This is a genomic window from Pseudomonas sp. LB3P14, from assembly GCF_054898045.1.
The window spans coordinates 1,701,217-1,722,884 of sequence record NZ_CM142714.1 but is presented as its reverse complement, the minus strand read 5'-3'; the positions used below and the strand labels follow the sequence as shown (position 1 = coordinate 1,722,884).

Genomic DNA, 21,668 nt, shown 5'->3' with positions numbered 1-21,668 from the left:
TCTAGTAAACATCGATTATTTTGAGCTGAAATCCGACGTAAGTTGCCCCTTTATGACGCACAAGCCGTCCATCGAATGCGCGCATTTTCAATGGAACCAAATACCCAAATCCACTCGTCGCGAGCCCAATATTTCCGTTCAAACTTTCTCTTTTGTGCGACCTCCGAATTAGACGAGCCCATGCTCGTGCTAACGATGTAGAGGTGAAGAAAATGGCCAATACAGGAAAAAACGATCCAGGCAATTTTTCTAATGCCCGGGACAAGGCTTCTGAAGCTGGTAAGAAAGGTGGAGAAGCCTCTGGCGGAAATTTTGCCAACGATCCACAACGCGCGTCTGAAGAAGGCCAAAAAGGTGGTCAAGCTTCCGGCGGACAACAATCTCGCGACAGCGATCGCATGTCCGGAGGCGGGCAGGGTACGAATCGCGGAGGCGAATTTGCCGACGATAAAGAAAACATGTCCAAACCAGGCCAAAAAGGCGGCCAAGCTTCAGGCGGACAACAAGCCAATAAGGCTGATCAATCGTCCAGCGGTGGGCAAGGAAGCGGACGCACCGGCAATGTCGCCGATGACCGAGATAAGTCCTCTGGCATGGGACGCAAGGATGGTGGGATGAGCGGAGGTGGAGGACGCAAACCCTGATGCCGTCTGACCCTATCAAGCCCCGAATCTTCGGGGCTTGATTTCGATATTCCCGGCCAATACTGAGATCCGAGCCTTTGCTCACAAACTCAGCAACGAATATGTTTGGGGGGAGCAATATCGTAGAGGCGAGTGCCGATCGCCAGGATTTTAAGAATCGCTCTACTGCTTTCGAAGGGATTGGCCCCAAGACCATCGAAATTTTCACGCGAGAGGCGGCACAAGTGACCCTATGAACAGGCATCTGCCTTGTTCACGAAACGACCTCTTAAGATGTCGAGGTTATCCAAATGCACCTGATCGAAATTTTTTTGCCGCTCAACACGAACGATGGCACGCCTCAGCCCATCGAGCTTTTTCGCCGTGTACGGGAGCAGTTGGCCGAACAGTTCGGAGGAGTGACGGCGTTCACTCGCAATCCGGCGAAAGGAATATCGCTGTTGGAAGACAACGAAAAATCAGAGGACGACATCATCGTTTATGAGGTCATGGTTGAAGCTGTTGATCGGCTTTGGTGGCAAAGCTACAAGCGCGATCTTGAAGAGCGTTTTCACCAGGACGAAATTATGATCCGCGCCACTGCCGTGAGTCTCATCCGCTAGCCAAATCGTTCGGGTCAAGAATGAGGTGTAGATGTCGTACCAAAAAGCCCGCGTGACGCGCGAGCTTTTGGGCTACAAGAGAATAGCTTTTCGTGTCTAACGACGATCAATTTGATGAAGGATCTTCATGCACCGCTTTTGATTTACCAAGTATGTAGCATGGGTGAAGCTAGTCATTTGGATGTGTGGTCACCACGACGCTGATGAGCTTCCACCCCTCATGAAGCTTTAGGTTCTCGACTGGGTTTCTGTGGACAGAATTGAACGGCAGCTTCTGGACGATAGTGCCCCCCGTTATTCGATTCGCGGATGCTGCTGCACGAGATGCTCACGTTTAGCTTTCAGCTCAGCGATTTCTGCGTCGATGTCCTCGATCTTCTGCTCGATATTGTCGTGATGTTCCTCCAACAGTTCTTGCGCTTCCTCAATGTCGGAAGCCGCCGGAGCCGCACCACGCAACGGTTTGTTTGCTGTTTCTTTCATCGTCACGCCGGTAATCAGACCCACCACGGCAATCACCATCAGGTAGTAGGCCGGCATGTACAGATTTTGCGTGCTTTCCACCAGCCAGGCCACGGCGGCAGGGGTCAGACCTGCGATCAACACCGAGACGTTGAAAGCGCTGGCCAGGGCGCTGTAGCGGATGTGAGTGGGAAACATCGCCGGAAGGGTGGAAGCCATCACGCCGATGAAAAAGTTGAGCAGCACCGCCAACACCAGCAAACCAGAAAAGATCAGGCCGATCTTGCCACTGTTGATCAGCATGAAGGCCGGGATGGCGAGGAAGAACAGACCGACGCTACCGCAGATAATGAAGGGGCGGCGGCCAATCTTGTCGCTGATGAAACCGATCATCGGCTGGACGAATAACATGCCGACCATGATCGCGATGATGATCAACACGCCGTGATTTTCGCTGTAGTGCAAGTTGTGTGTCAGGTAGCTCGGCATGTAGGTCAGCAGCATGTAGTAGGTGACGTTGGTGGCCGCGACTACGCCGATGCAGGTCATCAGACTGCGCCAGTGCTGGGTGGCCACCTCCTTGAAAGATACTTTCGGGCCTCTGGCAAGGCCTTCGCGATCACCCTGTTCCAGTTGCTCGACATGCTGCTGGAACGCCGGTGTCTCCTCCAGCGCGTGACGCAGGTAGAGCCCGATCATGCCCAGGGGCAGGGCGAGAAAGAAGGGTAGGCGCCAGCCCCATGCCTCAAACTGCTCTTCGCCCAGAATGGTGGAAATCAGCACGACCAGGCCTGCGCCGAAGACGAAGCCGGCGATCGAGCCGAAGTCCAGCCAGCTGCCAAGGAAACCGCGCTTGCGATCCGGGGCATATTCGGCGACGAAGATCGAGGCGCCGGTGTATTCACCGCCCACTGAAAAACCTTGGGCCATTTTAGCGAGCAGCAGGAGGATCGGCGCCCAGATGCCAATCGAGGCATACGACGGAATCAGCCCGATGGCGAAGGTGCTGAGCGACATAATGACGATGGTGGCCGCCAGGACTTTCTGCCGACCGTACTTATCGCCCAACGTACCGAAAAACAAACCGCCGAGAGGCCTGATCAGGAAGGGAACCGAGAAGGTGGCCAACGCGGCAATCATCTGCAGACCGGGATCAGCGCCGGGGAAAAATACCTTGCCGAGAACATAGGCGACAAAACCATAGACGCCGAAATCGAACCACTCCATCGCGTTGCCGAGTGCAGCAGCCGTGATCGCCTTGCGCATTTTCGCGTCGTCGACAATGGTGATGTCTTCCAATCCGATCGGATTGACGGTTTTCTCACGTGATTTCATGCGAGCCACTCTGTAACTGATCTGTCCTGATGCAAACCGCTGAGCTCCAGCGTGCGCAGGCCAGACGGGTTTGCCTTTACCGATGCCATCTTTTTGATAGCACGGCTTCTTTCTGATCAGATACAAGAGGACACGAATAAATTCACATCTCGCCGTTATTTTTTGCTGACGGCAACAGCTGTCAACGCGTCTGGTCGATACGAAACGATGCCCCATATGCCGACGCCGGCAAGCGATTCGCACGATCGTCGCGCAACCTTGGGCGGAAAGTGCTGCCATGAGGTTCAGTGCGATACAAGCCGCGCTTCTGCAACTCCGGAATGATCAGTTCGACAAAGTCTTCAAGGCTACCGGGGCTGATCAGCGGGTTGAGCATGTAACCGCTGGTGCCGGATATCCGGGCGTGTATGAGGAATTTGGCATCGATTTTCCTCCACGGCGCGCAAAAAGATCTGTGCGTAAACGCGACGGCAAATCATGGACTCGAAGCATCAGGAGTTAACAGGCCAACGACGACTCAAGTCTTACGAATGGGATAATCAGGCTGCAGGAGAGACGCTACCGCTATCACCAGGTCGTCCAATGACCAAGGCTTGTGCAGGTAGATGGTTGATGGCGGTATCGTTGCGGGGTTTACCGCTTAGCCGTTTCCATCAAGCAGCCGGTTACTCATATGACTGATCCAAGGATAAATGCAGCCAACTGTATCGGAGTTGCGAATCGTTCTACGGATTTCAGTCTGGATAGGTACGAGCAAGATGGCCGCCACCGGATTGAAACGACAAGGGGCTATTTAAGAAATAATTGTTTCGCCACGACGAAAGCGCGCATTCGACGGTGCGCGCTATCGATGGGTATCTGCCAGTCATTGATCTTGATCTTCAACTGAAGCTTTAACGGCCATCTTTATTTTGGTCTTCGGCCTCGGCTGGAGTTAGCTTGAGACGACCCAGCTTCGCTACCTTGCGTTGAGCCAGAGGTTGAACTGTCAAAATCCTCTTCGCCGGCTGATTTTTCAGCAGTGAACCAGTGTTCCAGGTCTTGTCCTTGCGGCTTGCCTTCTTTCTCCCAAAGCTGATACGCAGCTTCTCGAATTTTCTGCTCATCCATCTTCGAATTCCTCCCATTTTCACTGAGTGATTTCGGGCGAACGGGAGAAGCAGTGTCGCCTCCCGATCCGTCTATCAGCGTTAAGGGTAGTCGTCATAGCAAGCTTCGCCATCGCTGTTGATCGCATATGTCACGACCGCCTCAGGGGCCGATGCAGACACTGGCTGAAGAACAAGGGCAAAGAGCCAGGAGCGCTGCGGCTTTCCGCCAGTGCTTAAGCTGGATGGGTAGATACGACCTATTTGTACCGAAAGCGTCATCGCTCCGAACTTTCTTTCGATCTTTTCAGTCGACCAAGCACCAACCTGATCAACGCACTCAATGGCGTGTCAGTGGGCATGCCATCGCAGGCGGCCCAGGACAGATAGGGTACAACTATAAAAATGGTGACTCCGATGAATTGTCTTATCTGTGTAGGTGTCGCTGAGCGCATTCAGTGCTCTGGCCCTTGGGAAGAAAGAGACTGTCCGGACTGCGGACGCTACCGAGTCTCGGACGAACTCATATTGACCTTGATGGAGCAGGGCCAGATTTTCGATGTCAGCAAAACCAGGGGTTGGCTTGATAGCAGGCGTGTGGGAGGTGCGATACCTTCTATTGAGATCCATGAAGCGCTGCTGTTGCCATGAGCGGTTCGAAGTCTGAGATTTACTCTCGCAATATTGCACGGAGTGTTGAAAGCCTCTTTTATAAGTAATTCACTTCACTCAATGCTCATGGGCATGTGAATGGATGGTCAGGGCACCAGGTACCTTGGTGCGTTCGAGCCCCCCACTTTCCAGCCACCGGAGGGTCTGCTCATAGGCACGCTGAAGCAAAGACTCGGTCTGGTCAAAGTTGAACACCGAGACATCCACAGGGCACAAGGGCGGGACGATGTGCAGGCTGGTGAGAGTGCGGAAGTGTTCGATGTCGCTCACCAGTTGGCGCATGCTCATCAGATTGACGGTGTGCAGGGCTAGGGCGACCAGGCCTCGGGGCGGTTGTGTTAGGGCGCAACTCACCCCGGTGGGGATTACCACGACGTTGGTGGCTCCCAAGGCTACGGCAGTCGAAATAGGTGTATTGCTTGCCACGCCGCCGTCAACCAGGAACTGATCGGCGATTTGTACGCAGGGGAACACCAGTGGGATGGCAGCGCTGGCCAGTAACGCCTGCTCAAGTTCGCCACTGGACAGAACCGTCTCGGTGCCACTGAGCAGGTCTGTGGTGACGATGTGTAGGGGCAGCGCCGCATCCTCAATGCGATGAATGGGCAGTGCCTGACCCAGCAATCGGTTCAAGGCCGCCGGCTGCAACAGAAAGCCACGCCGTTTGATCAGTCCTCTACAGGTATCGAGCCAAGAGAGGGGGAAGATGTCAGTTTTACACAACCTGCGCCAGAATCCGGCGAGCGCCTCGACGCCATCGGAATCGGGCCTTGCGGCAAAGTAGGCACCGTTGATAGCGCCTACCGAAGCGCCAACCACCATGTCGAATCGAACATTGGCCTCGACCAAGGCCCGCAACATACCCACCTGCACCGCACCCAAACTGCCGCCGCCAGCGAATACGATTGCGGTTTTGGTAGCCATGGTCGAAGTCTCTGTGCAGAAATGTATCGAATTAGTGTAGCTGGCGGGTCGGCGTTACTTCCGGGTGCTCGCCACATGATCGAGACGTCGCAAGCTTGGAGTTCCGGACGATGCCGAAATCCCAATGGAACGGGATCAATGCGTAACGGAGCGCGCTTCTACTGCGAGACTGCGCCCATAGCTGCAATGAAGCGTATTGCTAAACGGTCATCAACCCCGTCTCAGAGTCGTTTGTAAATCCTCACTCTGGTGGCGCCTATTCCATTGCTATTACGCTGTATTGCCAGGCCATCCCTCTAGCCCGGCCCTTGTGTCAATCGCAGTCGTAAAACTGAAACATTACGGTCATAGAATTGACACGACTTCTTACACCTTCTTTCAGTCGGCCTTTGGCCTTTTTCATGGATGAGCAAGCCCCATGCGTCGTGTTGTATTCAATCAGAAAGGGGGCGTTGGAAAATCCAGCATTGCCTGCAACCTTGCCGCAGTGAGTGCTGCCGAAGGTTACCGAACACTGCTGGTTGATCTCGATCCCCAGGCAAATTCGACTCAGTATCTGACAGGTCTGATCAACGAAAGCATCCCCGCGGGCATCGCCGATTTTTTCAAACAAACTCTATCCGGCGGCTTCGAAGGCAGAAGGAATCGCGTGGTCATAACTGAGACCTCTTACGACAACCTTCACTTGGTGACTGCCAGCCCTGACCTGTCAGACCTCCAGTCAAAACTCGAGACCAAATACAAGATCAATAAGCTGCGCAAGCTGCTGGTTGAACTGTCCGAGGATTATGAGCGCATCTACATCGATACACCTCCGTCACTCAACTTCTACACATTCAGTGCTCTGGTGGCAGCGGACAGTTTGCTGATCCCATTCGATTGCGACAGTTTTTCTCGCCAGGCGCTGTATCGCGTGATCGCGCAGGTAGAGGAGCTACGTCTTGATCACAATGAATTACTGAAAGTGGAAGGGGTGGTGGTCAATCAGTTCACCGGGCATACCGCCTTGCACCAAAATCTCGTTGATGAGCTGGTGGCAGAAGGTTTGCCTGTGCTACCGGTTTACCTAAGCAGCTCCGTCAAGATGCGCGAATCTCACGAAGTTTCAGTACCCATCATCCATTTGGCCCCTCGGCATAAGCTTTCTCGGGAGTTTTTTGGTTTGCTGGATGCTCTGGAGCGAGCCGCTTAGCTTCATAAATGACGGGTTGCTACAAGCGTAATCGACCCCTCAGGTTGTCCCTCCAGCAAGCGTCAAATGAACCGGAGCCGGTGATTCAAGCCAGTTCGTGCAGCTGAAATACTGACGAAACATTCTGGCCATATGATTCGCGTCACTGAAATCCAGGGAGTTGGAAATGAATCGGTCATCAAGAAGCATGCGCAAACTGCTCGACTCCGTCGCTACCAACAATGAGCACGCGGCGCTTGATGTTATGCGTGCAGCTGAGCAGCTCACGGACGAAGTGTTGCGGCAACGGTTGCTCAACCTGGTTCACCGGCTCAATCAGGACGCCGATGATCTGCGATTGGCACGGGACGACATCCAGGGCGGTGCCATCAAATTCGCGTGACTGACCGCCAACGACTTAGCGGACTGGTTGAACTAACCGTATGTTTGGCGCAGGTAAAAGATGCGCCGGGGGAACCCGGCGCGATTTGATCAGAGAATATCCAGAGGATACTCAACGTAGGCACGTACCTCATTCAGGTTCGCGGCAACATCACGATCTGCTCGGTAAATGGAGTTACGAAGCTTGAAGGACATGTCCTTCAGCGAGCCTTCTTGTACTACGTATTTGACCTGATTGAAGAACTCGCGTTCGGTACCATCCTGCTCACCGCCCGAGTCAACGTTGCTTCCGCGCACGTAAGCCGTCTTGTAGGTCAGGCCTGGTACGCCGAATCCGGCGAAATCGAGCTCGTAGCTGAGCTGCCAGGACTCTTCATCCTTCAAGTTGAAGTCGGAGTAGTAGGAGTTGGCCAAGTAGATTGCGTTCCCGGGTCACGTGATGAATCGCCCATTGGGCTGTCAGCAGTGAAGCGGCCTGCATGGAGTGTCAAACCCTCGATTTCCTTGCTGGTGAGCAGGGTGCCTGTCAACGCCTGTGGCAGGACACGGGAGTCGTCGTAGGCGAGAACAGGCATCGTCGGGAATTGGTTGCCGTAGCGAAGGACAGTATGGGATAGACGTAGCTTAATCGCGGCGCCGGCCTCAGAGAGGCTGCCAACTGGGCGGCCATCGCGTGTCAGGTAGTAGCAGGGTTTGGGTTTACGCAGGGGAGAGGTTTAGGGGGCGCTACATATTGGTGCGTTAACGCGGATTACGCTGCGCGTTAGTAGGATTGGGCAAGATTAGAGTTTGCAACTTATTTCACCTTCGGTAACTGTCTGGCAAACACACCTTCCTAGCCTCCTCACCAGACGTAGCCAAGGTATCACCGGGAGAAGCGATTGAGCGGTTGGTAGGGGGTTAAAAACCAATACGTCCGGGTTGAATCAGGAACTATATGTAGCATGACGGCAGTCGCCGTGATGAGCGTTTGAACTGGCTAATCTGGCTATTGTTGGTGATCGGTGATCGGTGATTGCCTGATCGCGAAGCAGCGCCATAATCTAGCGTGTTTACCCTCATAGGGAATTGTCATGCAGATTCGCCCTTTTACCTTGGCCGTCACCGATTCTCAACTAAGCGACCTTCATCAGCGGCTACGCAATTCACGTTTACCCGACGCCTTAAAGCCAGACAGCTGGGAGGATGGTACCAATTCGGATTTTCTTCAGCGTCTCCTTGAACATTGGTGCAACCACTTTGATTGGCGAGATCAAGAGCGGCGGATCAATCAGTTGCCGCAGTTCATGACTGAGGTCAATGGCCAAGCCATTCATTTCCTGCATCAGCGCGGAAAGGGGCACAAACCCATGCCTCTGGTTATCACCCACGGCTGGCCAGGTTCATTCCTGGAAATGGAACAGTTGCTCCCGCTACTCACTGACCCTGCTACCCACGGTGGCGATGCCGCTGACTCATTTGATGTGGTGGTGCCGTCTCTTCCAGGCTACGGCTGCTCGCCTGCACCGACCCAGGCCGGGATTAGCTCAAGACAGATTGCGGCCCTCTGGAAAGCGCTCATGGGGCAGCTGGGGTACGGCCGTTTTGGCGCCCAAGGAGGGGACATCGGCGCTGGAGTTTCAATGTGGCTCGCCCGTGATCACCAACCCCAAATTATCGGTGCTCATCTCAATTACATTCCAGGGAGCTATCGGCCGCCTCTAGGTGCCGGCCAAGATGCTTTGAGCGAGAAAGAACAGGATTTCCTAGATCGGAGCAGCCACTTTGCAGCCACTGAGGGGGCCTACGCTGCGTTGCAGAGCACGAAACCTCAGACACTTGCTTTCGCGTTGACGGACTCGCCACTAGGGCTTGCAGCGTGGATTGTCGAAAAGTTTCATGCGTGGGTTGATCATCCAAACGATCTAGAACAGGTATTGTCGTTCGACACGCTTCTAACCGATATTGCCCTGTACTGGTTTAGCGGGAACGTGCAGGCAAGCTTACGTCTGTATAAGGAAAATCGACAAAACCCGCTGGCGTTCGAGCCAGGGGAGCGGGTCGATCCGCCATTAGGCGTCACACTATTTCCCAAGGAGCTCCCTATGCCTCCACGTAGCTGGGTGGCACGTGTGTTCGATGTACACCGCTGGGAGCACGTAGCCCGTGGAGGTCATTTCGCAGCGCTGGAGCAACCTCAGATCCTGGCTGAGGAAATCAGGGCATTCTTCAGGCCTTTGCGGGGATAGCTGGGTATCAACGCCCCATGGTACACAGCACCTAGTTCTGGAATAACGGGGCAGCAACTCCGCTCGTTGAGTTCACAGCCGCACTGGTAAGCCCTTCAAATACCTCTACGCATGCCCATCGATTTGGCCCTAGGCCTCTATCTCGCAAAGGCGCGCGGACAGCAACATCCCAAATGCTCTGTAAGCGGGGCGCGGTAGGGATGGCTGTTACCTGCCCCCCGGTATGCGTGCGGGCATCCCGTCTTGCGTAACCAAACCGGTTACCACTTATGTGGCAGCAGCTTTGCAATATCCCCGCTGCGTCGGCAGGCGAGTGAGGACGTTCTTCAAATAAGCGCGCGCCGGGGGAGCGTCGCATCAGGTCTTGCGTGCCCTAGAGGCGGCGTCCGCCTCGGATGGCGGTTTCGGTTGCCGCGTCATAGACGGTCATTTTCCAAACAATGAAATGTCGCGCTACTGATTGATGATTGGGTTATTGAACTGATCGGAATAAGTGCCGCCCATGAGCAAGGATGCCACTCGATCCGAACCTATTCCACTTCGGGGGTATGCAAGACAAGCAGCACCAACATGATCCGAGCCGTCCGCCGCGACCGCCCCGGCACCAACACGATCAGCGCCGTCCGCCGCCAAGGCGCGTGCCTCTGCAGCCCAGGCACCAGGCATTACCACCGTTGCCGTGAGTGCCAACAAAACGCCTGAAAAAAACTTAAATTTCGTGATGCCTCCATGCATGTTCATTGCCTCCCAGAAATCGAAGAAATGGTCGCGCATTTTAGAAAGCCTGGATTGAACAGACGTGCTTATTTTGGATGGCTGTGCGGAAATATAAAAATAAGGCGGAGAAGCAGGGCATCTAATCGCATCGGCTACTGGCGAACAATTTGCGGGATACGCGAGAATGCTTCCAATATGGGAAAAATAGAATGTCAGTTGATGCGCCAACAGCGTGGTGTTAGCCCTGTAGCGCAGCGGAAAGCCCGGTTGAAATGACTTTGATCCGTGAATCCACAGATCAATGCGATCTCAGAAAGCGAGTGGCTAGAGTTTCGAAGCAGATCCTTGGCTCTTTCAATACGTAGGGTTCGCAGCCAGCGATAAGGTGGAACACCAACGCTATGGCTGAACGCGCGAGAAAAGTGTGCCCGTGACAAACCGCACTCATGTGCAATGCTGGCAATGCCCGTTGAGCCTTCAATGTTGGCATACAGTAGCTCTTTGGCTCTGCGGAGCTGCCAAGGAGCAAGTCGACAATCGAGACGGTTGGTTCTGAACTGCAGTGCGCCGCCAGTTGTGTGGCCAACGTGGATAGCGCCCTTCAGGTTGAGCGCGTCTGCAAGTTCAATCACATCCGCTGCATACGTATCCATATCGGTGCCAATCCAGGTCTGGGTCGAGCCACCATGTCCTCTGCGATCATGGGCGATGACCCGGAAACCCTTGTCCAGGAAGAACATCATTTGGTTGTCCCAATCATCTGAACTCAAAGGCCAGCCGTGGTGTAACACAACGGGCGTTGCGTCTTTCGGGCCCCAGTCTTTGTAGAAAATGTCTGTACCGTCTTTTGTTTTAATGGAGGTCATATCGGATAAACTCCCAGCTGGTGGTGATGAACTGTCTTCTGAGTTGCAGCCATTACCCCTAAAGGCATGTTTGCAAATATGGTTACCGCAGCAACGCCGCGCGAACGCGGCGATTGAACGTGGTTGCTTGGTTTGTACAACCCTGCTGCCATTGGTAGGAAAAGCCGCCACACCGCCGCGTACATTTCATTGCAAGATGTAAGCTTGATTCCGACCAACTACGCCTCGCGTAACATATGTAAAGCAGCCCTTCCTGCAGAAGCTCGGGTATGAGGTATGCTTTGCTGACGATGCGTGATGCTGGGTTTCGAGCGCATGTCACCTGTAGCTGCGTTCTGCTCGCTCAGGTACAGGCTTATGCGGGAGCGTAACCACCGTTCCCCAGGGTCGTTGTTGAGAGTTCCACTCCATGACATCGACAGATTGAGTGAGGGTAGAACCATCGGCAGCGGGGTCTCGCGCAAATCGCCCTGTTGTGTCATGGTTTGTGCTACGTATTCAGGAACTACAGCTACCATGTCAGTGCCTTCGATCAATGTTTTGAGCGCGCTGTATTGAGGAATAGCGAGGACTGTTCTGCGCTCAAGACCGATTGCCTGCAAAGCTTTATCGATGTCGTCACACATATCCCCTTTGAGTGAAACCGAGATGTGAGGGCGACGGCAAAATTCGTCGAGATCCAGTGATCTTGAGTAAGTACTCGAACTTAGAACCGTGGGTCGAATGCTCCGTAAAACTTTTGATTTAGCGTTAGCTGGCAGGTCTCGGTTGTAGCAAACTCCTAGCGACACCTCACCCGTTGAGAGCTGGCTGGACGCTAGATAATGATCTGTACGCCGAATTACCAAGCCGACGTTTGGCGCTTCGATCCGAAGCTGACTTAGCAAGCCTGGGAGTAGCGCGTATTCGACGTCATCGGACAAGCCAATCCTAAAGATAGTGGAGCTAGTTGCGGGATCAAACTCACTCATCCTACCCAGTGCGACAGCCATGGAGTCAAGAGCTGGAGTTAAGCTGGCGTATATCTCTATTGCCCTGCTTGTTGGCTCCATAGCTCGTCCCATACGTATGAATAGAGGATCATCAAAATATTGGCGCAATCTGTTAAGAGCAGCGCTGATTGATGATTGACATAGAAACAGCTTTTCACCTGTGCGGGTAAGATTGTGTTCCTGCATCAGCGTTTCAAACACGATCAGAAGATTGAGGTCAATTTTGCGAAGATCATTTCTGTTCATGGTCGTCACTACCCAGGCGTAAACGCCTACGTCCGCTTTTCGTTACACAGTGATCATCTTTGGTGGGGCGAACGATCTCTAATGTTCATGAGCTTGGGGACAGGTTGCGAGTGTCAGTTTAAATGGCGTGTTGAGGGTTTGAGTCAACCCGGAGCGCAATTAAACAGTTTGTCCTTCGGCTTGAAATTAAGATACTTCCTATGAATTGGTTTAACACTTCTACAAAGGTTAGTATTTTTTAGTACGGCGGTGTTAACAGCTAATACTTACGTATGTTTCTGTTGTGTTTTATTTAGCCACATGCGAACGAACAGCTTTGTAAGGCTGAGTAATTAGGGAACGTGGGGGCGCCTGGATCAGTGGAGTTTAAGACTTTTAGGACTCTGAATGACTCTCTCGATGCATTCAATCATCGTCTGCCCTTCGAATGGCTTGCTAAGGAAACACTTAGCACCGCTTGCCTTTGCTCGCTTGCGCATCGATTCCTCTGGGTAGGCCGTAATGAAAATGATGGGCATATCCAGTCCGATATTGATCAGCTCACTTTGCAGTTCGAGGCCACTCATACCAGGCATCTGAACGTCTGTGATCAGGCACGATGTGCGCTCGAGATTCGCCCCGGCGAGAAAATGCTCTGCGCAGGAGAATTGATTTGATTCGTATCCGAGGGATCGCACGAGATTATCTATCGCCATTCGTACCGACTGATCATCATCGACGATTGCTATCACAGGAGTTCTGACCACAATGCGTACCTTCGTTGGCGCTTAAACGAGACATAAGCGTGTAGAGCGTTGATTCGACACTATGACTTCACTCGTATAAAAGAAATCATACGGACGTATTATTCTGATAAGCGTCACTGTCACATTCCCAAGGACTCGGCCATGCGAACCAAGTCAGCAAACGATTTAGCGTTCATTTTTTTCATTGCATGGCCGCGATGTATTTTGACTGTGATCTCGCTCAGATGCAGTTGATCAGCGATCTGTTTGTTCATCAGTCCTTTGGCAGCATGGGCCATAACCTGGCGCTCACGTGCTGTGAGCGATTGAAAACGGTTTTGCAGGTCTGACCCCTGCAGTTCTAATTCCCTGCGTCGTACATCTGTCTGAAGGGCTGCTGAAACTGCATCAAGCAGATCTTGATCACGAAACGGCTTCGCAAGAAAGTCCGATGCGCCTGCTTTCATCGCTTTTACAGACATCGCTATATCGCCATGACCGGTTATGAAAATAATCGGCATTTTTACCTTGGATTCAGCCAGCTGATTTTGGAAATCCAAACCACTGAAGCCTTGGAGTCTCACATCAAGGATGAGGCAGCTTGGGCTGTCCGGCTTCGGATGCTTCAAAAAATCTGAGGTAGATTCGAAAGTATTGACCTGTATCCCTACGGAGCGGAATAGATTGCTAAGCGCATCGCGTATAGAGGCCTCGTCATCGACAACGAATACCATGGGAGTGTTTTTTACAGGCTCACCAACTGAAGAATCGTTCTTCATGGTCAGTCCTCATTCATAGTCGGAAGAGAAAAGTGCAGAGTGGCGCCTTCACCAGGATTACACGCTCCCCAAATGCGCCCCCCGTGTGCCTCAATGATTGAGCGACAAATCGACAGCCCCATGCCCATACCCTCCGGTTTGGTGGTAAAGAAAGCGTTGAAAAGTTTCGGCATGTTCTCTGGCAGAATCCCTGGGCCGTTATCTTGGACGCTCACAAGCACCTCGTCGGCGTCTGAGTGACGTAACCGCAGAAGCAGTCGGCGATTGGTACTTTTTGTGTTCGCCATAGCTTGAATACCGTTCATGATCAAATTGATGATCACTTGTTGCAACTGCACTCGGTCGCCCGTTATCCATGCAGCTCGGCTATCTATCTCACTCAGAACAACCACCTTGTTTCGGGTCAGCTCTCGATCTACCAAGGCGAGCGATTCATCGACTATCTCTTTAAGGTCGAGCAGCATGTTCTGCGGGGCAGTATTTCGAGCAAGCGCGCGGATGCGGCGGATGACTTCGCTTGCTCGACGCGCTTCGCTCATCATGCGCTCTATCGACGCCAACGCTTCGGCGGTATTCGGAGTTTCACGCTTCAGCCAGCGGAGTCCCGCGTCACCGTTCGTTATCACTGCGGCCAAAGGTTGATTTACTTCATGCGCAATTGAGGCCGCAAGCTCTCCTAAGGTCGTGATCCGAGTTACGTGCGCTAATTCAGCCTGTGACCGGTGAAGTGCTTCCTCCGCTAATTTTGAGCCCGTAACATCGACCAGTGCCCCGATGTATTCGTAGTGTCCGGTCGAGTCTGTCTGCCCTTGAGCAAGCATACGCAAATGTTTTACTCGTCCATCCGTCATCAGGAGGCGAGTCTCGGCTTTCAAGGTAGGCGCTTTGCGATGCGCCTCTTCAATCAGAGAAGTGACCTTGCCGATGTCTTCCGGGTGAGCTTTTTTCTGCATGCTTGCCAGGGAAGGCTGCTCATCTTCTCTGAACTCAAATATTCGTAGGGCTTCATCGGAGCAATACACGTCCTCACTAGGAAGTTGTATGCCAAAACTGCCTGTCTGACTAAGACGCTGTGCGTAAGAAAGGAATGCTTCACTACGACGCAAGGCATCCACCGCGCGTCTTCGCTCGGATACGTCATTGTGAGTGGCGAGGATGGCTTTAGGAATATTGTGATTGTCACGTGACAGTGAGCATCGACTCACTACGGTCACTTGAGTACCGTCACGACGGTGCTCCACTACTTCTCCTTCCCACGTACCGACTCGGAGTAGCGAGTCCATTACGTCCTTTTCGGAAGACGAAAACTGAGGGTTGAGCAGTGAGCGGAAATCCTGACCAATGGCTTCGACCTTTGACCAACCATAGAGCGCCTCTGCGCCTGGACTCCAGGTAGTGATTCTTCCATCCATATCTCGAACGATTATGGCGTCATGGGTTTGCGCAAGCACACGGACTTGTTCTTGCAGCTCGTCGTAGGCAGCTTTGTTCTTCAGCGCCATGATTGTCGCAATCCCTATAGCAGTCAGGCTCACTAGACAACGTGCAAATGCTGGGCTGTGTATATCCGTGCCGTGGGAGATGAAAAAAGCGATCAGTGTCAGCCCTACGCAAGACAGCGCTACCTTGATGACCCCGCTCCTGGAATACAGACTGACCGACATCAGAATGACTATGACGTAAAGCACGGCCACGGCGATCTGAATGGAGGTCAGGGTGTCCACTACGAATATGAAGGTTGCCAGGGAGAGCGCACCTACCCTCAGTAGGACAGTAGCCATCGCTAGGCGGGGAGCAGGTGCTCCTGCATGTGCCACCGCTTCCATTTTGATTTTCATATCAATCAGAAGGCCTGGAAAAGTGAGCCCAATCCAAAATTGCAGACGATTCGTACCAGTGTAATGCACTCGGTGAAACGTACCGTTGGTGTTGATTTTAGATCAGGATCGGTCACGCGGATGCGCCCTAAGCAAGCGTAAGGGCTAGGGTGACTGCCTATCCGAAAGGAGGATTTCTGATTCCAAGAAATGCATCCTCTACGGCTGCTCGATTTTTAGTACCTACATAGGTAGCCGCGCGTGCTTCAACATACTAAATGTGCAGCCCCAAGGTAGAGCCGTTATGCAATAAAGTATGATTCCAACGCCGCAATGAATGTTAGAAACCGAAGAGGACAATGGAGGTAATCAGTAACCTGAGTACTCCGGCTCTCCCCACGGATACACCAGTTGCAAAAATGTTCGCAGTTGTTGGAGAAAATCTTGTATTCGCATTCACCGATTCTGGAGCGTGCGCGACTTGCGATTTCATCATTAGTAAATTCGCAGCACTCATGAAATACCCAAACCGATCTGCCATTTGAGAATTTTCCAATATTTGTTACTTCAACAGGCCCTGGCCTGAATGATGAGCTAAATCCTGAGTAGTGCGCGACGTTTCCACCGCCAAGGTAAATACCGTGATGTAAATAAAATTTACGAGGACTGACCAGATGTGCACCTATAGGTACATCAATTGAGCTTCTATCGGTATCCACGAGGGAAGTAGAAATACCAACATGATCATGTTCTGTATAAATATTATTATCCAATTTATCATGCACATAACTCCTCATCATCAGATGGGTAAGGCGGCTGGCGCTTCTGGTGACTGTCAACACCAGACGAAAGAGACTTACTAAGCAGGGTGAGAGTAGGCTACGTCCGAATATCGCTGTGAGGTTTAGCATGATGAAACCCTCCGAAATCCTTAAGATTGATGGTATCCATCTATCGGAGATTATTCATTTGTACGTGTGTTTCGATTGAATAATCATTTGATATGCTTAACCTATACGAGGGTATGTTCGTCGCCGAAGGATTTGACCGACCACAACTGTCTTGTTTTCATCCAGCTGGAGCATTTTGCCAGCTGGCGATTCGAGCACAATGGCAGATGGAATAGTGTGCAAGTCAGTGGCAATGTTCGCAGCAATAACAGTGAGGCGGTTAGGCAAATGGTATTGAACGGATTAGGAGTTTCGCTTTCTCCATTGTGGCTATTTCGACAAGACCTCAGGGAAGGGCGCGTAGTCGCATTACTGGAGAGTTACTCGCCGGCTTCTCTACCCATTCACGCTGTGACTCCCCCAGATCGGAGATAATCTGCGCGGGTTAGAGCATTCACAGACTATTTGCGCGATGCATTTGCAGGGGACAGCGATATTTGCCTAGCGTGACCTGGCACAAAGGACGTCTCTTAGTCTGTATGCCGCACTGGTCTCTTGGGCCAAGGACGTGTTGACCCGTCCCGATCTATCCCGGTGGATCGTATGCGTCCGGGCATCACATCTTGCGTGATTAAACCGGCTGCCACTTATGCGGAAGCAACTGCTCGATTTCACTCGCCCGCTGCGTCGGCAGGCGCGTGAGAACATCCTTTAGATAGGCGTACGGGTCATGACCATTCAGCCGCGCAGACTGGATCAAGCTCATGATTGCCGCAGCCCGTTTTCCGCTGCGTAGCGACCCGGCGAAGAGCCAGTTCTTGCGCCCAAGAGCCCATGGTCGGATCTGGTTCTCCGCCCAATTATTATCAATGGGTACGGCCCCGTCATTGAGGTAGCGCGACAGCGCTGCCCAGCGTTTAAGGCTGTAATCGAGTGCTCTGCTGATGGCCGACCCTTCGGGCACAAGATCACGCTGGGCGATCATCCAGGCATGCAGGATATCCATCACCGGCACGGCTTTTTCTTGCCGTATTCGGCACCGTAAATCCGGCTCCAGGTCACGCACTTCGCTCTCGATCTCGTACAGCAACTGGATGTAACGCAGGGCCTGCTCGGCGAGCTGGCTCTTGTTTGTAGCGTGCAGTTCGAAGAACTTGCGCCGGGCATGGGCCATGCAGCCGATCTCGGTTACGCCGAGTTCGAAGCTGGCCTTGTAACCGCCAAAATCGTCGCAGACCAACTTACCTTTCCAGCCTTGCAGGAAGTTGCGAGCATGCTCACCGGCGCGGCTGGGGCTGAAGTCGTAGACGACAGCGGCTGTTTCGCAGAACTGGCTGGTGGCGTAAGCCCAAACATAAGAACGGTGGGTTTTTTTCGAGCCCGGAGCGAGCATCTGCACGGGCGTTTCATCCGCGTGCACAACCTGCTGCCCGATCACTACGTCACGCAGGGCATCGACCAGTGGCTGCAACTGCACGCCCGTAACGCCAACCCATTGAGCCAAGGTTGAACGTGGAATCGCCAAGCCGGCACGACCAAAAATCGATTCCTGACGGTAAAGCGGAAGATGGTCAGCGAACTTCGCGATCATGACATGGGCCAACAACCCGGCGGTTGGGATGCCTTTGTCGATAACCTGCGCCGGCACCGGTGCCTGGATCAGCGTTTCGCAGCTATCGCAAACCCACTTGCCACGAACATGGCGTTCAACGGTAAACACGCCCGGTGTGTAGTCCAGTTTTTCGCTGATATCTTCACCGATACGCTTGAGCGCGCAGCCGCATGGGCAGTGGGTGTTGTCCGGCTCGTGATGGATCAAGGTGCGTGGAAACTCTGCCGGCAAGGCCGTGCGCTTGGGCTTTTGCTTTTTCTCGGTCGCCACTGGGGCTATTTGCAAGGCCTGAAGCTCGGCCTCAATCGCCGCGATATCGGTATCGATCAGGTCATCAAGCAGGCTCGCCTGCTCAGGATTCATCTGCTCGCTGCGCTTGGCAAACTTCAAACGCTTGAGCTGCGCAATCTCGTGGGTCAGCTTCTCGATTACCGTTTGATCGCGGTTGATCTTCTTACCCATTGTTTCGACCGTCTTACCCATGGTCTCGACCTGCGACAGCAACTGCGCAGCGAATGCACGCAGTTGGTCGGGAGTCATTTGATCGAGATTGGGCGAGGAAGTCATGCCGTGGATTTTACCAAAGCAGGCCACTTGCGACAGCAAGCCGAGGCACTAATTACGGTTTTTAAAGCAGCGTGATTGCACCGCCAGCGCCAACACGTTGCCAAGGTAGGCCGAGCACCAAGGCCTGAAGTTGTTCGGTATCCAACTGCATTTCGCTGCCTTGTCGAATGCCTGGCCAGTGAAACTTGCCTTGGTTCAAGCGGCGTGCAGCCAGCCAAACGCCAATCCCATCGTGTACCAGCACTTTCATCCGAGTCGCGCGGCGATTGGCAAACAGATAAGCACAGTGCGGCTTCGCCGCACCGAAGACCGCAATCACCCTGGCCAGCGCAGTTTCAGTGCCGGCACGCATGTCCATGGGCTCGGTGGCGAGCCAGATGGCGTCGATGCGGATCATCGCAACAGGTCTCGAAGGAAAGCGGCGCAGGCAGCAGCACTATCGGTTGGCCAGTTCACTTTGACGGTGCCGCGTGGGTGCAGAATCTCAACGCTGATATTCGATGAAGATACGTGCGCCGTTGTTTGCATAGGCAATGGGATGAATGCAGGTTGAAGCGTCGTGCTTTTCTGCGCTTGCACTCGAATCCATTTGTGGACGAGGTTTGCGTTGAGGCGATGGCTGAGGGCGATGCTGGCAATCGAAGCGCCGGGCTGGGCACACTCTTGAATGACCTGGGCCTTGAAGGATTTGGAATAGGAACGGCGTGTTGGCTGCATGAAATACCCGCTTAAAAGGCTAGAACTGGTGCCCACTTAAATTTAAGTGCACACCATGTCCTGGCGTTGCGGGGTTGGGTAGATGACTTGGCCGGACGCATACGGTGGATCAGCCGGGTAGTTGGGTCGACGTTCATCTGCTTCGGAGCAGCCATCCTGACCATGCGTCGACAGGCTGTATAAGAGGAGGGCGGCTAGGTACCGATTACCGCAGCACAGGCGCCAAAACATCACCACTGATTTGATGCAGAGCCTGCCTCTTTTAAGCCAGGGTAGTCATCGAGCGCAAGGCTAGTCTCACCATCGTCCATTGGCTCGCACACTGATTTATGTATCACTCCGGCTTCAGCATCCGCACGCATCTGATCGAGCTCCCTGTGAAATGCCTTGTCCTGAACCGTGGGCTTACTGGTGTATGGTTTTCGTTCGGGTTCAGGCTGTGCTGCATAAGTCGTTACCGCATCAGGGTCGTGCTGTAGCTTTTCTCGAACTTGCGATTCCAGCATCGCACGTAGCGCATCTTTGTCGGGCCGAGTCAGCAATTGGTCACTCCTATTAGGAAACCAGGCACCCAGTAATCGACTGGGCCAGTGGCCGGTTGGGGAACATCCAATCGATCGTGTCGAAAATTTGGGCTGCAGATACAGCCACAGGATTTCAGGTCGAAGAGAAGAGGCGGATCATCAATTTCTTCCAACATGGTGCTCGTCTGCTATCCAGAGGCTTAACGGTGAAGGGTTGTCCGCGCTCGCAGCCACCTCGCTGGACGTCTCGCTCATGGACTTATGTATGGCTGCTTGGTGTAGGTAAGGATATGCTGCCCGACTTCATATATGCCAATAAAACCAACCACAGTGACGTTATGAGCCAAGTAGAGACGCGTGCGACTGCCCTAGCGATGTATCCAGAGGACTCCCGCGAGGCGGCGGCTCTGCTAAAGCAGGCCGTACCACTGATGGTGCGTCACAACATTCCACCAAATCCCGTTCACTACGCTCTCTGGTACACCTACAGCAAAGGTCAGGAGCCAGAGCTTAATCGCCATCTGGACAGGGTGGTCAAAGACTTCGACTGTTTCCCTCCAGAATCCGCTACGAAGCTTTTTCGCGACTACATCATTCGTGATGAATTGGAGGAGGCGCGCGCAGGGCAACAACAAGCGATCAATCTGGTTGACGACATGGAGCGTAATATCTCGCGTAGCGTGAATGGCAGTGCCAACTTTCAAGCCAGTCTTGGGCATTGCATGGAAATGCTCGCGGAGCCGGTCGACCAGAGGTTGCCCGCCATCCTGAGCGAGCTGCAACAGAGCACCCAGGTCATGCGGGATCAGCAAGAGCTTTTCCTCTCCCAGCTGCACTCAGCGCAAAATGAAATCAAGAGTCTGAGAGACAAGCTCGAGCGAGCCCAACTGGCTGCATCTTTGGATGGTCTGACTAAGGTGTTGAACCGAGCTACCTTCACTCGTTTGCTGGATCATGCATTGATCAACGCTCCTCATGGGGTGGCATTGGTCATGTTGGATATCGATCATTTCAAGCAGTTCAATGACCGGTATGGCCATCCTTTGGGCGACCGCGTACTTGAGCATGTTGGTCAGGTGTTACGGAACTCAATCCCGCCTCAGGCCCTGGCGGCACGCTACGGTGGTGAAGAGTTCTGTGTAGTCCTGCAAGAGTGTTTAGATCTCACCAGTGCTCATACTTTTGCTGAGCAGCTGCGCCTAAAAATTCAGGCGCTGCGGATCAAGGTTCGTGGCACGGATGAGGTGCTAGACACTGTAACTGCGTCTTTTGGTGTCGCCATCGCCAAAGCGGGTGACGATGTGGAAAGCCTTCTGACTCGTGCCGATGATGCGCTCTATCGAGCCAAGCGCAGCGGGCGCAACCGAGTGAACTGAAACTGGTGTTCGGGCTCTAGCTGCAATCACGGATTGAGGAAATGAACAACCTATGGAAGTTCCACTCAGACACATCATTTAACTTATGGGTTATGTCAAATGCTCATGACGCAGGTAAACCCTTTATAAACTTGAATTCTCCCTGCGAGCAGGATGATTGACGTTCATCAAGCCGTGTTCATATGCAAAGCATCTACACATTCGTGGGATGCCGGTCAGCCAAGTCGCGCCTGGCTGACCTGGAAATCGCTACTGTCCCAGCGCCAGACGCAGAACCAGTATCTTCAACAGGCGCTGAAGACTTGCTGCATG

At 53.1% G+C, this 21,668-nt stretch carries 18 protein-coding genes and 6 pseudogenes; 8 read left to right on the top strand and 16 right to left on the bottom strand.

What is annotated here, in order from left to right; genetic code table 11:
* Positions 1 to 263 precede the first annotated feature (263 nt).
* Positions 264 to 374, top strand: a pseudogene (locus ACYZT5_RS08005) (con-10 family general stress protein); the annotation flags it as partial.
* Positions 375 to 934: 560 nt separating this feature from the next.
* A complete protein-coding gene (locus ACYZT5_RS08000; protein WP_462050598.1) occupies positions 935 to 1,246 on the top strand; it encodes a hypothetical protein in 312 nt (103 codons plus the stop codon).
* Between the two features lie 294 nt (positions 1,247 to 1,540).
* On the opposite strand, the gene proP is transcribed toward ACYZT5_RS08000, so the two are convergent.
* From proP to ACYZT5_RS07980, 4 genes and pseudogenes are all read right to left on the bottom strand, one after another.
* Complete coding sequence (proP, locus tag ACYZT5_RS07995; protein ID WP_462050597.1) at positions 1,541 to 3,043, bottom strand: glycine betaine/L-proline transporter ProP; 1,503 nt, start codon at positions 3,041 to 3,043, stop codon at positions 1,541 to 1,543.
* A gap of 181 nt (positions 3,044 to 3,224) precedes the next feature.
* Positions 3,225 to 3,449: pseudogene (locus tag ACYZT5_RS07990) on the bottom strand (LLM class flavin-dependent oxidoreductase); the annotation flags it as partial.
* Between the two features lie 500 nt (positions 3,450 to 3,949).
* Complete coding sequence (locus tag ACYZT5_RS07985; protein ID WP_462050596.1) at positions 3,950 to 4,153, bottom strand: DUF2934 domain-containing protein; 204 nt, start codon at positions 4,151 to 4,153, stop codon at positions 3,950 to 3,952.
* Between the two features lie 707 nt (positions 4,154 to 4,860).
* A complete protein-coding gene (locus tag ACYZT5_RS07980) occupies positions 4,861 to 5,727 on the bottom strand; it encodes a patatin-like phospholipase family protein (RefSeq protein WP_462050595.1) in 867 nt (288 codons plus the stop codon).
* Between the two features lie 418 nt (positions 5,728 to 6,145).
* Between ACYZT5_RS07980 and ACYZT5_RS07975 the strand changes: the two genes are divergently transcribed.
* Together ACYZT5_RS07975 and ACYZT5_RS07970 are read left to right on the top strand one after the other, a co-directional pair.
* A complete protein-coding gene (locus ACYZT5_RS07975) occupies positions 6,146 to 6,919 on the top strand; it encodes a ParA family protein (RefSeq protein WP_462050594.1) in 774 nt (257 codons plus the stop codon).
* 166 nt (positions 6,920 to 7,085) lie between these two features.
* Positions 7,086 to 7,301, top strand: coding sequence for a hypothetical protein (locus ACYZT5_RS07970; protein ID WP_462050593.1), 216 nt, complete (start codon positions 7,086 to 7,088; stop codon positions 7,299 to 7,301).
* A gap of 89 nt (positions 7,302 to 7,390) precedes the next feature.
* Here the strand turns inward: ACYZT5_RS07970 and ACYZT5_RS07965 are convergent.
* Positions 7,391 to 7,971, bottom strand: a pseudogene (locus ACYZT5_RS07965) (OprD family outer membrane porin); the annotation flags it as partial.
* 402 nt (positions 7,972 to 8,373) lie between these two features.
* Between ACYZT5_RS07965 and ACYZT5_RS07960 the strand changes: the two are divergent.
* A complete protein-coding gene (locus ACYZT5_RS07960; protein WP_462050592.1) occupies positions 8,374 to 9,528 on the top strand; it encodes an epoxide hydrolase family protein in 1,155 nt (384 codons plus the stop codon).
* Between the two features lie 453 nt (positions 9,529 to 9,981).
* Here ACYZT5_RS07960 and ACYZT5_RS07955 read toward each other — a convergent pair whose 3' ends face one another.
* The 7 genes and pseudogenes from ACYZT5_RS07955 to ACYZT5_RS07925 form a co-directional block, all read right to left on the bottom strand.
* A complete protein-coding gene (locus ACYZT5_RS07955; protein WP_462050591.1) occupies positions 9,982 to 10,302 on the bottom strand; it encodes a hypothetical protein in 321 nt (106 codons plus the stop codon).
* Positions 10,303 to 10,514: 212 nt separating this feature from the next.
* A pseudogene (locus ACYZT5_RS07950) lies at positions 10,515 to 11,111 on the bottom strand (alpha/beta fold hydrolase); the annotation flags it as partial.
* Positions 11,112 to 11,446: 335 nt separating this feature from the next.
* A pseudogene (locus ACYZT5_RS07945) lies at positions 11,447 to 12,349 on the bottom strand (LysR family transcriptional regulator); the annotation flags it as partial.
* 356 nt (positions 12,350 to 12,705) lie between these two features.
* Entirely contained in the window at positions 12,706 to 13,095 is a 390-nt protein-coding gene (locus ACYZT5_RS07940) for a response regulator transcription factor (protein WP_462050590.1), read from the bottom strand.
* A 119-nt stretch (positions 13,096 to 13,214) separates the two neighbouring features.
* Positions 13,215 to 13,853: a response regulator transcription factor gene (locus tag ACYZT5_RS07935; RefSeq protein WP_462050588.1), complete on the bottom strand. Its 639-nt coding sequence runs from the start codon at positions 13,851 to 13,853 to the stop codon at positions 13,215 to 13,217.
* Positions 13,854 to 13,855: 2 nt separating this feature from the next.
* Positions 13,856 to 15,691, bottom strand: coding sequence for a PAS domain-containing sensor histidine kinase (locus ACYZT5_RS07930; RefSeq protein WP_462050587.1), 1,836 nt, complete (start codon positions 15,689 to 15,691; stop codon positions 13,856 to 13,858).
* 281 nt (positions 15,692 to 15,972) lie between these two features.
* On the bottom strand, positions 15,973 to 16,467 hold the full coding sequence (locus tag ACYZT5_RS07925; RefSeq protein ID WP_462052214.1) for a lecithin retinol acyltransferase family protein: 495 nt from the start codon (positions 16,465 to 16,467) through the stop codon (positions 15,973 to 15,975).
* A 180-nt stretch (positions 16,468 to 16,647) separates the two neighbouring features.
* On the opposite strand from ACYZT5_RS07925, the gene ACYZT5_RS07920 reads away from it, so the two are divergent.
* Positions 16,648 to 16,995 carry a LysR substrate-binding domain-containing protein gene (locus ACYZT5_RS07920; protein WP_462050586.1) on the top strand — a complete coding sequence of 116 codons (348 nt, stop codon included), beginning with the start codon at positions 16,648 to 16,650 and terminating at the stop codon, positions 16,993 to 16,995.
* Between the two features lie 196 nt (positions 16,996 to 17,191).
* Here ACYZT5_RS07920 and tnpC read toward each other — a convergent pair whose 3' ends face one another.
* From tnpC to tnpA, 3 genes are all read right to left on the bottom strand, one after another.
* Positions 17,192 to 18,739: an IS66 family transposase gene (gene tnpC, locus ACYZT5_RS07915; protein WP_462049377.1), complete on the bottom strand. Its 1,548-nt coding sequence runs from the start codon at positions 18,737 to 18,739 to the stop codon at positions 17,192 to 17,194.
* Between the two features lie 61 nt (positions 18,740 to 18,800).
* A complete protein-coding gene (gene tnpB / locus ACYZT5_RS07910) occupies positions 18,801 to 19,136 on the bottom strand; it encodes an IS66 family insertion sequence element accessory protein TnpB (protein WP_237142353.1) in 336 nt (111 codons plus the stop codon).
* Positions 19,133 to 19,456, bottom strand: coding sequence for an IS66-like element accessory protein TnpA (tnpA, locus tag ACYZT5_RS07905; RefSeq protein ID WP_462047422.1), 324 nt, complete (start codon positions 19,454 to 19,456; stop codon positions 19,133 to 19,135). The genes tnpB and tnpA overlap by 4 nt, the downstream gene beginning before the upstream one ends.
* A 102-nt stretch (positions 19,457 to 19,558) precedes the next feature.
* On the opposite strand from tnpA, the pseudogene ACYZT5_RS07900 reads away from it, so the two are divergent.
* A pseudogene (locus ACYZT5_RS07900) lies at positions 19,559 to 19,639 on the top strand (LysE family translocator); the annotation flags it as partial.
* A gap of 47 nt (positions 19,640 to 19,686) precedes the next feature.
* Here the strand turns inward: ACYZT5_RS07900 and ACYZT5_RS07895 are convergent.
* On the bottom strand, positions 19,687 to 19,998 hold the full coding sequence (locus ACYZT5_RS07895; RefSeq protein WP_462050585.1) for a hypothetical protein: 312 nt from the start codon (positions 19,996 to 19,998) through the stop codon (positions 19,687 to 19,689).
* A 320-nt stretch (positions 19,999 to 20,318) separates the two neighbouring features.
* Here ACYZT5_RS07895 and ACYZT5_RS07890 point away from each other — a divergent pair, with 320 nt between their 5' ends.
* Positions 20,319 to 21,356 carry a GGDEF domain-containing protein gene (locus tag ACYZT5_RS07890; RefSeq protein ID WP_462052213.1) on the top strand — a complete coding sequence of 346 codons (1,038 nt, stop codon included), beginning with the start codon at positions 20,319 to 20,321 and terminating at the stop codon, positions 21,354 to 21,356.
* Positions 21,357 to 21,668: the final 312 nt, after the last annotated feature.